The 13,033-nt window shown below is 66.1% G+C and carries 12 protein-coding genes; 11 read left to right on the top strand and 1 reads right to left on the bottom strand.

Translation table 11 applies throughout. The features are described from left to right. Nucleotides 1-20 precede the first annotated feature (20 nt). Nucleotides 21-1,283: a PrsW family intramembrane metalloprotease gene (locus ACZYZ4_RS03770; RefSeq protein ID WP_463858327.1), complete on the bottom strand. Its 1,263-nt coding sequence runs from the start codon at nt 1,281-1,283 to the stop codon at nt 21-23. 100 nt (nt 1,284-1,383) lie between these two features. Here ACZYZ4_RS03770 and pyrR point away from each other — a divergent pair, with 100 nt between their 5' ends. From pyrR to coaBC, 11 genes are all read left to right on the top strand, one after another. Then, nucleotides 1,384-1,971 carry a bifunctional pyr operon transcriptional regulator/uracil phosphoribosyltransferase PyrR gene (pyrR, locus tag ACZYZ4_RS03765; protein WP_463858326.1) on the top strand — a complete coding sequence of 196 codons (588 nt, stop codon included), beginning with the start codon at nt 1,384-1,386 and terminating at the stop codon, nt 1,969-1,971. Then, entirely contained in the window at nt 1,968-3,011 is a 1,044-nt protein-coding gene (locus tag ACZYZ4_RS03760; RefSeq protein ID WP_463858324.1) for an aspartate carbamoyltransferase catalytic subunit, read from the top strand. Before pyrR ends, ACZYZ4_RS03760 begins: the two co-directional genes overlap by 4 nt. Further along, nucleotides 3,011-4,363: a dihydroorotase gene (locus tag ACZYZ4_RS03755; RefSeq protein ID WP_463858322.1), complete on the top strand. Its 1,353-nt coding sequence runs from the start codon at nt 3,011-3,013 to the stop codon at nt 4,361-4,363. The genes ACZYZ4_RS03760 and ACZYZ4_RS03755 overlap by 1 nt, the downstream gene beginning before the upstream one ends. Next, complete coding sequence (locus ACZYZ4_RS03750) at nt 4,363-4,884, top strand: PH-like domain-containing protein (RefSeq protein ID WP_463858320.1); 522 nt, start codon at nt 4,363-4,365, stop codon at nt 4,882-4,884. Before ACZYZ4_RS03755 ends, ACZYZ4_RS03750 begins: the two co-directional genes overlap by 1 nt. Then, nucleotides 4,865-6,127 carry a glutamine-hydrolyzing carbamoyl-phosphate synthase small subunit gene (gene carA / locus ACZYZ4_RS03745; protein ID WP_463858620.1) on the top strand — a complete coding sequence of 421 codons (1,263 nt, stop codon included), beginning with the start codon at nt 4,865-4,867 and terminating at the stop codon, nt 6,125-6,127. The genes ACZYZ4_RS03750 and carA overlap by 20 nt, the downstream gene beginning before the upstream one ends. Then, nucleotides 6,127-9,471: a carbamoyl-phosphate synthase large subunit gene (gene carB, locus ACZYZ4_RS03740; RefSeq protein WP_463858318.1), complete on the top strand. Its 3,345-nt coding sequence runs from the start codon at nt 6,127-6,129 to the stop codon at nt 9,469-9,471. Before carA ends, carB begins: the two co-directional genes overlap by 1 nt. Then, nucleotides 9,464-10,336, top strand: coding sequence for an orotidine-5'-phosphate decarboxylase (pyrF, locus tag ACZYZ4_RS03735; RefSeq protein ID WP_463858316.1), 873 nt, complete (start codon nt 9,464-9,466; stop codon nt 10,334-10,336). The genes carB and pyrF overlap by 8 nt, the downstream gene beginning before the upstream one ends. 109 nt (nt 10,337-10,445) lie before the next feature. Beyond that, nucleotides 10,446-10,763 (top strand): integration host factor, actinobacterial type, encoded by a 318-nt coding sequence (gene mihF / locus ACZYZ4_RS03730; protein ID WP_426985650.1) that lies wholly within the window; start codon nt 10,446-10,448, stop codon nt 10,761-10,763. A gap of 47 nt (nt 10,764-10,810) precedes the next feature. Then, nucleotides 10,811-11,386, top strand: coding sequence for a guanylate kinase (gmk, locus tag ACZYZ4_RS03725; protein ID WP_463858313.1), 576 nt, complete (start codon nt 10,811-10,813; stop codon nt 11,384-11,386). A 36-nt stretch (nt 11,387-11,422) separates the two neighbouring features. After that, a complete protein-coding gene (gene rpoZ / locus ACZYZ4_RS03720) occupies nt 11,423-11,683 on the top strand; it encodes a DNA-directed RNA polymerase subunit omega (protein ID WP_056340218.1) in 261 nt (86 codons plus the stop codon). 28 nt (nt 11,684-11,711) lie between these two features. Then, nucleotides 11,712-12,962, top strand: coding sequence for a bifunctional phosphopantothenoylcysteine decarboxylase/phosphopantothenate--cysteine ligase CoaBC (gene coaBC, locus ACZYZ4_RS03715; RefSeq protein WP_463858312.1), 1,251 nt, complete (start codon nt 11,712-11,714; stop codon nt 12,960-12,962). Nucleotides 12,963-13,033 lie beyond the last annotated feature (71 nt).

Here is a 13,033-nt window from a genome sequence, read left to right as displayed (position 1 = left end):
TGGTGCCGGTCCCTTCTGTGTCAGCCCGCGACGGCGCCGCGCAGGGACAGAATTTGCTGCAGTTGCTGCTGTTCCTCCATCTGGTGAAGCCGGACATCGCGGCCACTCAGGATGCGCTGCCTGATAAAGGCGAGCTGGGTGGCGGAGTGCAGGAATGCCTTCATCTGCGGGCGGCGGTTGTAGCCGGCCGCCCACTGCAGGGCGGTCCGCCTGCCGCGCGGTGTGGCCAACAGCTCAACTTCGGCGGGGCTGAACCAGCCGGCCGCGGAATATTCCATCAGCCGTTGGCGGGTGAGCCGGTTTTCAGCGACGCGGAGCAGGATGATCCCCACAGCGGCCAGCACAAAGATAGGCACCTGGATTAGGATGTACTCCGCCAGGAACCCCGCGCCCATGCTGTTCCACCGGTTATGCAGCAGCATCGCCGGGATCAGTCCGATGACAAAGGCCAGCACCGAGGCCCCGGAGTGCCAGCGGCGGGCAGCGAAACCCATGATGAGTCCGGTGGTCCCCGTGAAGATGGCATGCGCGAACGGCGACATCACCCCGCGGAGCAGGAAGATCTGGGCCAGATCCGTTCCCGGGTTGGCGGATTCGGCGATGGCCCGCCCAAAGTAGAGGATGTTTTCGGTGAACGCGAAGCCGCCGGCGATGGTGAAGGCGAACACCACACCGTCCACCGGACCGTCGAAGTGTTTGCGCGCCAGCAACAGAATCAGCAGCAGGCCCAGGGACTTCGCGAACTCCTCCACCACGGGCGCCTGGACGGTGGCCATAAACGTCTGGAAGTCAGCCACGTCGCTGAACTGGAAGGTCAGGGCGAAGAACGGCTGGATCAGCAGCGTGACCGCGATGGAAACCGCCGCGCCCCAGGTAAACGCGAAGAATAGGAGCCGCTGGGGTTCCGGTTCCCACCTGTCGATCAGGTAAACAGCCAGGAGCACCGCGGACAACGGAATCAGTGACAGGACAAACCCCACCAGGAACCCGCCCACGCCGGTGCTGGCCAGCAGGAACGGGACCACCAGGAACAGGCTCAGGAAGACGAGGGCGGCGCCTCCCACCGTGAGTGCCAGGAGGCCGGTGGACCGCCTGCCCGCCAGACTTGCCGGCGGAGGCCCCAAAGGCGGCAGCGGAGCCGCGTTGGTTCCGGGTGCGGGCCGGTAGTACTCCGGTTCAATCCGGCCCATCCAACTGGGGTTGGCCTGCCTGGGGAAGGGATCCTGGGGACCGGCCGGCCCGCCGGGCTGGCCGGAACCCGGCTGATGAGGGTGCATGGACATACTGGAAGCCTATGATGCCCCTGCCGGTGTGGTAATTTTGAAACGCAAATGATCCTTTTTTAATTCCGTCCCGTGAGGCGGGGAAAGGGGAGACGAGAGTTTGACTTCTGTCACAAACGCAACGGTTCCAGCCAGGGTTGTCCTCAACCAGGCAGACATTGACCGTGCACTCACTCGAATCGCCCACGAGATCCTTGAGGCCAACAAAGGGTCCAAGGACCTGGTCCTGCTGGGCATCCCGCGCCGCGGCTATCCGCTGGCCGTCCGCCTCGCACACAAGATTGCAGCCGCGGACCCCACGGTGGACGCCACCGCCATTGTTGGGCAGCTGGACGTCACCATGTTCCGCGATGATCTTTCCCACCAGCCCACCAGGCCGCCGTACCCCACGCAACTCCCGCGCACGGGAATCGATAACAAGGTTGTGGTGCTCATTGATGATGTCCTGTACTCCGGCCGCACCATCCGTGCCGCCCTTGACGCCATCATTGACCTCGGCCGTCCGCGGATCGTCCGGCTCGCTGTGCTGATCGACCGCGGCCACCGTGAGCTGCCCATCAGGGCGGACCACGTGGGCAAGAACCTGCCCACCTCGTCCGCCGAGAAGGTCCGGGTCCGCCTTGAGGAAACCGACACCGCCGCCGACGGTTCCGTAGTCAACGAAGTGGTTATCGAGGGTGGCGCGTGAAACACCTCCTCTCCACTAAAGACCTCAGCCTGGCCAACGCCATCCGCATCCTCGACACCGCCGAAGAAATGGCTGCCGTCGGGGACCGCGAAGTCAAGAAGCTCCCGGCCCTCCGCGGCCGCACCGTGGTGAACCTCTTCTTCGAGGACTCAACCCGCACGCGGATCTCCTTTGAAGCGGCCGCCAAGAGGCTGTCCGCCGATGTTATCAACTTCGCCGCGAAGGGCTCCTCCGTCTCCAAGGGCGAATCCCTCAAGGACACAGCCCAGACGCTGGCAGCCATGGGCGCGGACGTCGTTGTGATCCGCCACTGGGCCTCGGGCGCGCCGCACCGGCTCGCCGCGACGGACTGGATCGACGCCGCTGTCATCAATGCCGGCGACGGCACCCACGAACACCCCACGCAGGCCCTCCTGGACGCCTTCACCATGCGCAGGCACTGGTCACAGCTGGCGGGCTCCGCGTCCATCGGGGCAGACCTTAAAGGCATGCGCGTAGCCATCGCCGGGGACGTCCTGCACTCCCGCGTGGCCCGCTCCAACGTCTGGCTGCTCCGCACGCTCGGCGCCGAAGTCACCCTCGTGGCGCCACCCACCCTGCTGCCTATCGGCGTTGAACACTGGCCGTGCAAGGTCAGCTACAACATGGATGACACCCTGGCGCAGGGTGTGGACGCCGTGATGATGCTGCGCGTGCAGGGCGAGCGGATGAACGCCTCGTTCTTCCCCTCCACCCGCGAATACTCACGCCGCTGGGGCTTCGATGACAACCGGCTCCGGGCCCTCGACAGCCTGGGACTGAAGGACACCATCATCATGCATCCCGGACCCATGAACCGTGGCCTGGAGATTTCTTCCGCGGCCGCTGACTCGCCCCGCTCCACCGTGCTCGCGCAGGTGCGTAACGGCGTCTCGGTCCGGATGGCGACCCTCTACCTGCTGCTCTCCGGGGATACCCGCGAACCAGCCGCCACAGCGGGCGCAGCCCGCAACAATGCAGCGCGTTCGAACGCCGCCCATTCCACCAAGGAGAGCAACTGATGGCCGAGAACAACGGAACCTACCTGATCCGCGGTGCGTCGATCCTGGGCGCCGGGGCCGAGGACCTGCTCATCCGTGACGGCGTCATCGCCGCCCGGGGCACCGCCGTTGCCGCCCACAAAGACGCACACGGCGCCACCGTCATCGAAGCCGCCGGCCTGGTGGCACTTCCCGGCATGGTGGACGTGCACACGCACCTACGCGAACCCGGCCGCGAAGATGCCGAAACCGTAGAGACCGGCTCCCGCGCCGCCGCCTTGGGCGGCTTCACCGCTGTCCACGCCATGGCCAACAGCAACCCGGTGGCAGATACCGCCGGAGTGGTGGAACAGGTCCACAGCCTGGGCCGCGCGGCCGGCTGGGTGGACGTCCGCCCCGTCGGCGCCGTGACCGTCGGCCTGGCCGGCGAGCAACTCGCCGAACTCGGCGCCATGGCGGATTCCCGCGCCCAGGTCCGCATGTTCTCCGACGACGGCCTCTGCGTCCACGATCCCGTGCTGATGCGCCGCGCCCTGGAGTACGTCAAAGCTTTCGACGGCGTGGTGGCCCAGCACGCGCAGGAACCCCGTCTCACCGCCGGCGCCCAGATGAACGAGGGCGCCGTCTCCGCCGTCCTGGGACTCACGGGCTGGCCGGCGGTCGCCGAGGAGAGCATCATCGCCCGTGACGTCCTGCTGGCGCAGCACGTGAACTCCCGCCTGCACGTCTGCCACGTCTCCACGGCCGGCTCCGTGGAGATCATCCGCTGGGCCAAGAAACGCGGCATCAACGTCACCGCCGAGGTCACCCCGCACCACCTCCTGCTCACTGACGACCTGGTCCGCAGCTACAACCCTGTCTACAAGGTCAACCCGCCGCTGCGGACGGATGCAGATGTAAAGGCACTGCGCGCCGGCCTGGCCGACGGGACCATCGACGTGGTGGGCACCGACCACGCCCCGCATCCGAGCGAGCACAAGGAATGCGAGTGGGCGCAGGCCGCAATGGGCATGACCGGGCTGGAAACCGCTCTGTCCGTGGTCCAGCACACCATGATCGAAACCGGCCTCATGACCTGGGCCGATTTTGCCCGGGTGACCTCCTCGGCCGCGGCGCAGATCGGCCGAGTAACGGACCAGGGCCGCCCCCTGGACGCCGGTGAACCGGCCAACATCATCCTCGTGGACCCCGCTGCCCGCTGGACGGTTGACCCCGCCAAGATGGCAACCATGGGCCGCAATTCCCCGTTCGCCGGCCTGGAGCTGCCAGGTAAGGTGGTGGCCACCTTCTACAAAGGCCACCCCACCGTCCTGGACGGCAAGCTCAACACGCCGTACCGCGAACCGGCGGCGTCTGCGGCAGGCGCCTCCTGATGGACACCAAACTCCTCACTGGCCTCATCACGACGGTGCTCATCGCCGTCGTCCTGCTGATGATCTGGGCGGGCTGGCGGAGCCGCCTCAGGCGGCAGGCCGACGTCGGCCGGTTGCCGGCCGTGCCCGAGGCGCCCGGGGTCCCGCTCGCCGGCGCCGACGGCCAGTACGTGGCGTCCACCACCGCCGGGGACTGGCTGGACCGGATCGCGGTACACAGCCTCGGCATCCGGACCAATGCCGTTCTCAGCGTGTACCCGCACGGCGTCCTCTTCGACAGAACCGGTGCGCCGGCGCTCTACATCCCGGCTGGAAGCCTCTCCGCCGTCCGGCAGGAAAGCGGAATGGCCGGCAAGTTCGTTGAAAAGGAGGGTCTCCTGGTCCTTACCTGGGACCTCGGAACCCACGAAGTCGATACGGGCTTCCGGACCCGCCGGGCCGCCGACAAAGACGCCCTCTATGACTCCCTTCAGCAATTGATCGCCGCAGCCCCACAGGCAGATCCCCAGAGTGGAAAGTAAGACAGTGACAGAAACAGCGACAGCAAAAGCAGAGGCTGCGGCACCAGCAGCCCTTTCCACCCCGGCGGTATTCGTCCTGGAGGACGGCCGCATGTTCCGCGGCACCAGCTACGGCGCGCAGGGCGCTGCCCTTGGCGAAGCGGTGTTCGCCACCGGCATGACCGGCTACCAGGAAACCATCAGCGACCCCTCCTACGCCCGCCAGTTGGTGGTGCAGACGGCGCCGCACATCGGCAACACGGGTGTGAACAGCGAGGACGCCGAGTCCCGTCGCATCTGGGTGGCCGGCTACATCGTCCGCGACGCCGCCCGCCGCCCCTCCAGCTGGCGCTCCGAGCGCTCCCTGGACGAGGAGCTCGTTGAGCAGGGGATCGTTGGCATCCAGGGCGTGGACACGCGTGCCATTACCCGGCACCTGCGCGAGCACAAGACCATGCGGGCCGGCATCTTCTCGGGTGATGCCGCCAAGGCCACGGACAAGGAACTCCTGGACGCGGTCCTGGCCAGCGCCCCGATGGAAGGCGCCCGCCTTGCCGAGGAAGTCAGCGTCAGCGAAGCCTATGTGGTGGACCCCCAGGACCACGGCTGGGATGGCGAGCCCCGTTTCAGCATCGCAGCGATAGACCTCGGCATCAAGGCCATGACCCCCATCCGGTTCGCCGAGCGCGGTGTCCGTGTCCATGTCCTGCCGGCAACCTCCACCCTCGAGGACGTCAAGGCAGTCAACCCGGACGGCTTCTTTATGTCCAACGGCCCCGGTGACCCCGCCACGGCAGATGCCCAGGTCAAGCTGCTGCGCTCCGTGCTGGACGAGAAGCTGCCGTACTTCGGCATCTGCTTCGGCAACCAGATCCTGGGACGTGCCCTGGGCTTTGGCACCTACAAGCTCCGATACGGCCACCGCGGCATCAACCAGCCCGTCCTGGACCGCCGCACCGGCAAGGTGGAGATCACCTCGCAGAACCACGGCTTCGCCGTTGACGCACCGCTCGACGGCGCCACGCAGGCTCCCGAGGAGCGCTACGGCCGCGTCGAGGTCAGCCACATCAGCCTTAACGACGACGTCGTCGAAGGCCTCGCGTGCCTGGACATCCCCGCCTTCTCGGTGCAGTACCACCCGGAAGCCGCAGCCGGCCCGCACGACGCCGCTTACCTGTTTGACCGTTTCATCGACCTGATGGCGGACACAAAGGCAGCCGGCACCAAGAACACCACCGATTCCAAGACTGAGGACAAGAAGTAATGCCCAAGAGTACTGACCTTAAGAGCGTCCTGGTCATCGGTTCCGGCCCGATCGTCATCGGCCAGGCCGCGGAGTTCGACTACTCCGGCACCCAGGCACTGCGTGTCCTCAAGGAGGAGGGCCTGCGGGTCATCCTGGTGAACTCGAACCCGGCCACCATCATGACGGACCCCGAGTTCGCCGATGCCACCTACATCGAGCCCATCACCCCCGAGGTGGTGGAGAAGATCATCGCCAAGGAGCGCCCGGATGCGATCCTGCCCACCCTTGGCGGCCAGACTGCGCTGAACACGGCCATCGCGCTGGACAAGAACGGTGTGCTGGCAAAGTACAACGTAGAGCTCATCGGTGCGAACATTGCGGCCATCGAGCTCGGCGAGGACCGCGAAAAGTTCAAGGGCGTGGTGGAACGCTGCGGCGCCGAATCGGCCCGCAGCCACATCATCCACACCATGGACGAGGCCTTCACCGCCGCCGAGGACCTCGGCTACCCGATGGTGGTCCGGCCCTCGTTCACCATGGGCGGCCTCGGCTCCGGCCTGGCCTACAACGAAAATGACCTCCGCCGCATCGTGGGCCAGGGCCTGCAGTACAGCCCCACCAGCGAGGTGCTGCTTGAAGAGAGCATCCTCGGCTGGAAGGAATACGAGCTTGAGATGATGCGCGACAAAAACGACAACGTCGTGGTGGTCTGCTCCATCGAGAACTTCGACCCCGTGGGCGTGCACACCGGAGACTCCATCACCGTGGCACCTGCGCTGACCCTGACGGACCGTGAATACCAGCGGCTGCGCGATATCTCCATCGCCGTCATCCGTGAGGTCGGCGTGGACACCGGCGGCTGCAACATCCAGTTCGCCATCGAGCCGGACACCGGCCGGGTAGTGGTCATCGAGATGAACCCGCGCGTGTCCCGGTCCTCCGCCCTGGCGTCCAAGGCCACGGGCTTCGCCATCGCCAAGATCGCCACCAAGCTCTCCCTTGGCTACACGCTGGACGAGATCCCGAACGACATCACGCAGAAAACCCCGGCGTCGTTCGAACCCACCCTGGACTACGTGGTGGTCAAGGTTCCTCGCTTCGCCTTCGAGAAGTTCCCGGCTGCAGATGACACCCTCACCACCACCATGAAGTCCGTGGGCGAAGCCATGGCCATGGGCCGTAACTTCACCGAAGCGCTGCAGAAGGCCCTCCGCTCCCTGGAGCAGAAGGGCTCGCAGCTGGACTTCACCTCCGTCCCCGAATGGGAAGTCCCGGAGCTGATCGAGAAGGCCAAGCGGCCCACCACGGAGCGCCTGCACCAGGTCCAGCGCGCCCTGCTCGGCGGCGCCACCGTGGAACAGCTCTTCGAAGCCACCAAGATCGACCCCTGGTACCTGGACCAGCTCCAGCTGCTCAACGAGATCTCCCACGAGATCCGCCAGGCCGGAGCCCTGACCGTGGAGATGCTCAAGCGCGCCAAGCGCCACGGCTTCTCAGACGAGCAGATCGGTTCCCTCACGCACAACTCCGAAGCCGTGGTCCGCGGCGTCCGGCAGGCCCTCGGGATCCGTCCGGTCTACAAGACGGTGGATACCTGCGCCGCCGAGTTCGCCGCCTACACCCCCTACCACTACTCGTCCTACGACGAGGAGGACGAGATTGCGCTGCACTCTAAGCCGTCCATCCTGATCCTCGGCTCCGGCCCCAACCGCATCGGCCAGGGCATCGAGTTCGACTACTCCTGCGTCCACGCCTCCATGGCGCTGCGCAAGGCCGGCTACGAGACCGTTATGGTCAACTGCAACCCGGAGACCGTCTCCACCGACTACGACGTCTCCACCCGCCTGTACTTCGAGCCGCTGACCCTGGAGGACGTCCTCGAGGTCATCGCCGCCGAAGAACGCACCGGCGGCGTGATGGGCGTCTTTGTGCAGCTCGGTGGGCAGACCCCGCTGAAGCTGGCACAGCAGCTGGCCGACGCCGGCGTCCCCATCCTGGGCACGTCCCCGGAAGCGATCGACCTTGCTGAGCACCGCGGCGAGTTCTCCCGCGTGCTCGACAACGCCGGGCTGATCGCCCCGAAGAACGGCACCGCAGTGTCCTTCGACGACGCCAAGAAGATCGCCGACGAGATTGGCTACCCCGTCCTGGTCCGCCCGTCCTACGTGCTCGGCGGCCGCGGCATGGAAATTGTCTACGACGAGCCGAACCTCTCCCGGTATATCGCCAACGCCACGGAAATCACCCCGGACCACCCGGTGCTGATCGACCGCTTCCTAGAGGACGCCGTCGAAATCGACGTCGACGCACTCTTCGACGGCACCGACATGTACCTGGGCGGCATCATGGAGCACATCGAGGAGGCTGGCATCCACTCCGGCGACTCCGCGTGTGTCCTGCCTCCCATCACCCTGGGCAACAACGTGATTGAACGTGTCCGCACGGCAACCCGCGCCATCGCCGAGGGTGTGGGCGTCCGCGGCCTCATCAACATCCAGTTCGCGCTGGCCTCGGACGTTCTCTACGTGCTCGAGGCCAACCCGCGAGCCTCCCGCACTGTGCCGTTCGTCTCCAAGGCGACGGGCGTTCAGATGGCGAAGGCCGCTGCGCTGATCGGCACTGGCGTCACCATCCATCAGCTCCGGACCGCCTACAAGATGCTGCCGGAAACCGGTGACGGCTCCACGCTGCCGCTCGACGCTCCAGTCTCGGTCAAGGAAGCCGTGCTTCCGTTCAGCCGCTTCCGGACCCCGGACGGCAAGGTTGTGGACTCGCTGCTCGGGCCGGAGATGCGGTCCACCGGCGAAGTCATGGGCATCGACAAGCACTTCGACACCGCCTTCGCCAAGAGCCAGGCAGCCGCCAACAACGCCCTGCCCACTGAAGGCAAAATCTTCGTCTCCGTGGCCAACCGGGACAAGCGTGCGGTCATCATGGCCGTCAAGCGTCTCTCTGACCTCGGCTTTGAGATCGTCTCCACCGGCGGCACCGCCGACGTCCTGCGCCGCAACGGCATCCAGGCCAGCACGGTCCGCAAGGTCGCCGAGGGCAGCAGTGCCGAAGGAGAGGGCACCATCGCAGACCTCGTCATCGCCGGCGAGATCGACATGGTCTTCAACACCCCCTCCGGCGGTGAAGCCCGCAGCGACGGCTACGCCCTGCGTGCCGCCGCGACATCCATCGGCATCCCTTGCATCACCACGGTGGCAGAGTTCAACGCGGCGGTGCAGGCCATCGAGGCGATGCGCACCTACGAGTGGTCAGTGACGAGCCTGCAGGAGCACGCCGCCGCCCTGGTGGCGTCCCAGAAGGCAGCTGCAGAGAATGCGGCGGCCGAGTCTGCGGTTTCGCAGAATGCCTGAGGCCGGCTCCACCTCATCAAGCCCCGCCGGCCGGGAGTCCTTTGGCTCCCAGCTCGGGGCGGCCATGGCGGCCCGCGGGCCGCTGTGCGTGGGCATTGACCCGCACCCGGCACTCCTGAAGGACTGGGGACTGGCCGACGACGCCGCAGGGCTGAGGCGGTTCTCGCTGACTGTCCTGGAGGCTGTCGGTTTCCTCGCTGCCGCCGTGAAGCCGCAGGTGGCGCTTTACGAGCGCCACGGCTCGGCCGGGATGGCAGTCCTTGAAGAGGTCCTGGCAGCAGCAGCGCAGGCACAGGTCCTCACCATTGCTGACGCCAAGCGGGGGGATATCGGCTCCACGATGGCTGCCTACGCGGACGCCTGGCTGCGGGACGGCTCGGCCTTGGCAGCCGACTCCGTGACCCTCAGCCCGTACCTGGGGTTTGAGTCGCTCCGCCCGGCCCTTGACCTGGCGGCGGATAACGGCCGCGGTGTATTTGTCCTGGCCCTGACCTCCAATCCGGAGGGGGCTTCCGTGCAGCATGTGGGCGGAGCCGACTCCGTGGCTCGGCGGATCATCGAGGCGGCAGCGGCAGAGAACAAGCGCTATGCCGGCAGCCTGGGGTCCGTTGGACTCGTCGTCGGAGCCACCGTGGGGTCAGCGTTGACTGACCTGCACCTGGACCTGCCGGCGGTCCGCGGGCCCATCCTGGCCCCGGGACTGGGCGCCCAGGGGGCCACCCCTGCGGACCTGCGCCGGACTTTCGGGGCCGCGTACCCGCAGGTCCTGGGAACGTCCAGCCGGGATATCCTGGCTGCCGGTCCAGGGCCCCGGGGTCTCCGTGATGCTGCGTTGCGCACCCTTGATGGGCTCCGCGGCGAATAGGTGCCCAATGGCGGCATCCATTGATTCACCGCCCACCAAGGGGTAGGTTTCAGGACAAGTCCAATGGCGGTCGCCTTGGACTCAGCCGATGAATCCGGGGGTGTCCTCCATGAGCCTGCGACCCTTATCCGCTTCGGAACGCGCGGCCGCCCTGAACAAGGCGGCCGCCGCGCGGGCCTCCAGGGCGGCCGCGAAAGATCGCCTCAAGAACGGCAAGACGTCGGCAGCGGACCTCCTTGACGCCTCCGCAGCGGATGACGCCCTGGCCCGGATGCGGGTGGTGGAGCTGTTGGAGGCCCTGCCGGGCATTGGAAAAGTCAGGGCTGCCGCCATAATGGAGCAACTGGGCATCGCGGCGTCCCGCCGGCTCCGCGGCCTGGGCATTCACCAGCGCCAGGCGCTGGTAGATTTTATAGACGAGAAATAGGGCGTTCATAGCATCGCCCGAACCCAAACTCCGCCGCAAAGGAATACGTGAGCAAGAAACCGGGACTGACAGTCCTCGCTGGTCCGACGGCTGTTGGCAAAGGCACCGTGTCCACCTACATCCGGGATAACTACCCCGAAGTCTGGCTTTCCGTATCGGCCACCACCCGCGCTCCGCGGCCCGGGGAGCAGGATGGCGTCCACTACTTCTTCAAGTCCAAGGAAGAGTTCGAGTCGCTTGTTGCGGCCGGCGAGTTCCTGGAGTGGGCCGTAGTCCACGGCCAGAACACCTACGGCACCCTGCGGAGTTCCGTGGACGAGGCCATCGCCGCCGGCAGGTCCGTCCTGTTGGAGATCGATCTGCAGGGTGCACGCCAGGTCAAGCAGGCCGTTCCGGACGCCCAGTTTGTGTTCCTGGCACCGCCCACCTGGGACGAAATGGTCCGCCGCCTGGTGGGTCGCGGCACGGAAACTGAGCATGAGCAGCAGCAGCGGCTGGAAACAGCTAAACTGGAACTTGCCGCTGAACCGGAGTTTGACCACACCGTCATCAATGATGACGTTCGCCGGGCAGCGGACGAGCTTGTTTCACTCATGGGGCTGACCCCGCACCCGCACTCGTAGCCGGTACCAGTCAGCCCGTTAGAATTTGGAGAATTCGTGTCCACGAACCTTGAAGGCATCATCAACCCGCCGATCGACTCACTGCTCAAGGCAGCTGATTCCAAGTACGGCCTGGTGATCTTCGGTGCCAAGCGTGCACGTCAGATCAACGCTTACTACGCCCAGCTGCACGAGGGCCTGTTCGAATACGTCGGCCCCTTGGTCGACACCAAGCTGAACGAGAAGTCGCTCTCCATCGCCCTGCGCGAGATCAACGAAGGCAAGCTCGTTTCCACGCCGATCGAAGCCGCAGAGTAAGTCAGACTGCCCTGTTGACGGAGGTCACGTGCGCATAGTCCTCGGAGTCGGGGGAGGGATTGCGGCCTACAAGGTTGCATCGCTCCTCCGGCTTTTTACTGAAGCCGGCCACAATGTCACGGTGATGCCCACTGAGGCATCCACCCGCTTTGTAGGTGTCGCCACGTGGGAAGCCCTGTCCGGGAACCCGGTCAGCAACAGCGTCTTCGACGACGTTCACCAGGTCAACCACGTCAGGCTTGGCCAGGAGGCCGACCTCATCGTGGTGGCACCCGCGACGGCCGACCTTCTGGCGCGCGCGGCCACCGGACAAGCCAACGACCTCCTCACCAACACGCTGCTGATGGCACGGGGACCCGTGCTTTTTGCCCCCGCCATGCACACGGAAATGTGGCAGCACGCCGCCACCCGCGCCAACGTTGAAACGCTGCGGAGCAGGGGAGTGGCCGTCCTGGAACCGGCCAGCGGCAGGCTCACCGGCACCGACTCCGGTCCCGGTCGCCTGCCTGAGCCCGAAGCCATCTTTGACGCCGCCATGGCACTCTCCCAGGGTCAGTCCGATTACCAGCTTCCGCTGGCCGGCCGGACCGTCACCGTCAGTGCAGGCGGAACCCGGGAACCGCTGGACCCCGTCCGTTTCCTGGGCAACCGGTCCTCCGGTAAGCAGGGTGTGGCGCTGGCCGTAGCTGCCCGCAACGCGGGCGCCACGGTACGGCTGGTTGCCGCCCATATGGAGGTCCCGGCGCCGGCCGGAGTCGACGTGGTGACCGTTGAGACCGCCCTGGAGTTGCGCGGGGCCATGCTGGCAGCCGCTGCGGATTCCGACGTCGTGATCATGGCGGCGGCCGTGGCAGACTTCCGCCCCGCGGAGATCTCCGGCACGAAGATCAAAAAACGTGATGACACCGCTGACCCCTTCATTACCCTGGTCCGGAATCCTGACATCCTCCAGGAACTGGTCGAGGTCAGGGACAATGCTCCGGAAAATCAGGCAGCCCGCCGCGGCCAGCTGATTGTGGGCTTCGCGGCCGAAACCGGTGACGGCCAGGGCGACGTCCTCTCCTATGCGGAGGCAAAGCTCAAGCGCAAGGGCTGTGATCTCCTGGTGGTCAATCATGTGGGATCGGACAAGGTCTTTGGCCAGGACAGCAACTCGGTAGTCATCCTTGCCCGCTCCGGCGCCGAACCACAACTGGCCGCCGGATCCAAAACAGAGGTTTCGGTCGCCGTCATCACCCGGGTCGGCTATGAGCTGAACCACGTTTCGCCACGCGCCTGACCGAAAGCCACGCACCGTTTCCTTAGCACGGGGACACACGCTGCCGGACGTCCGATTCCCAACCAGTAAGG

It is taken from the genome of Pseudarthrobacter adonitolis, from assembly GCF_055412845.1.
This window is presented reverse-complemented; position numbering and strand designations above follow the sequence as displayed.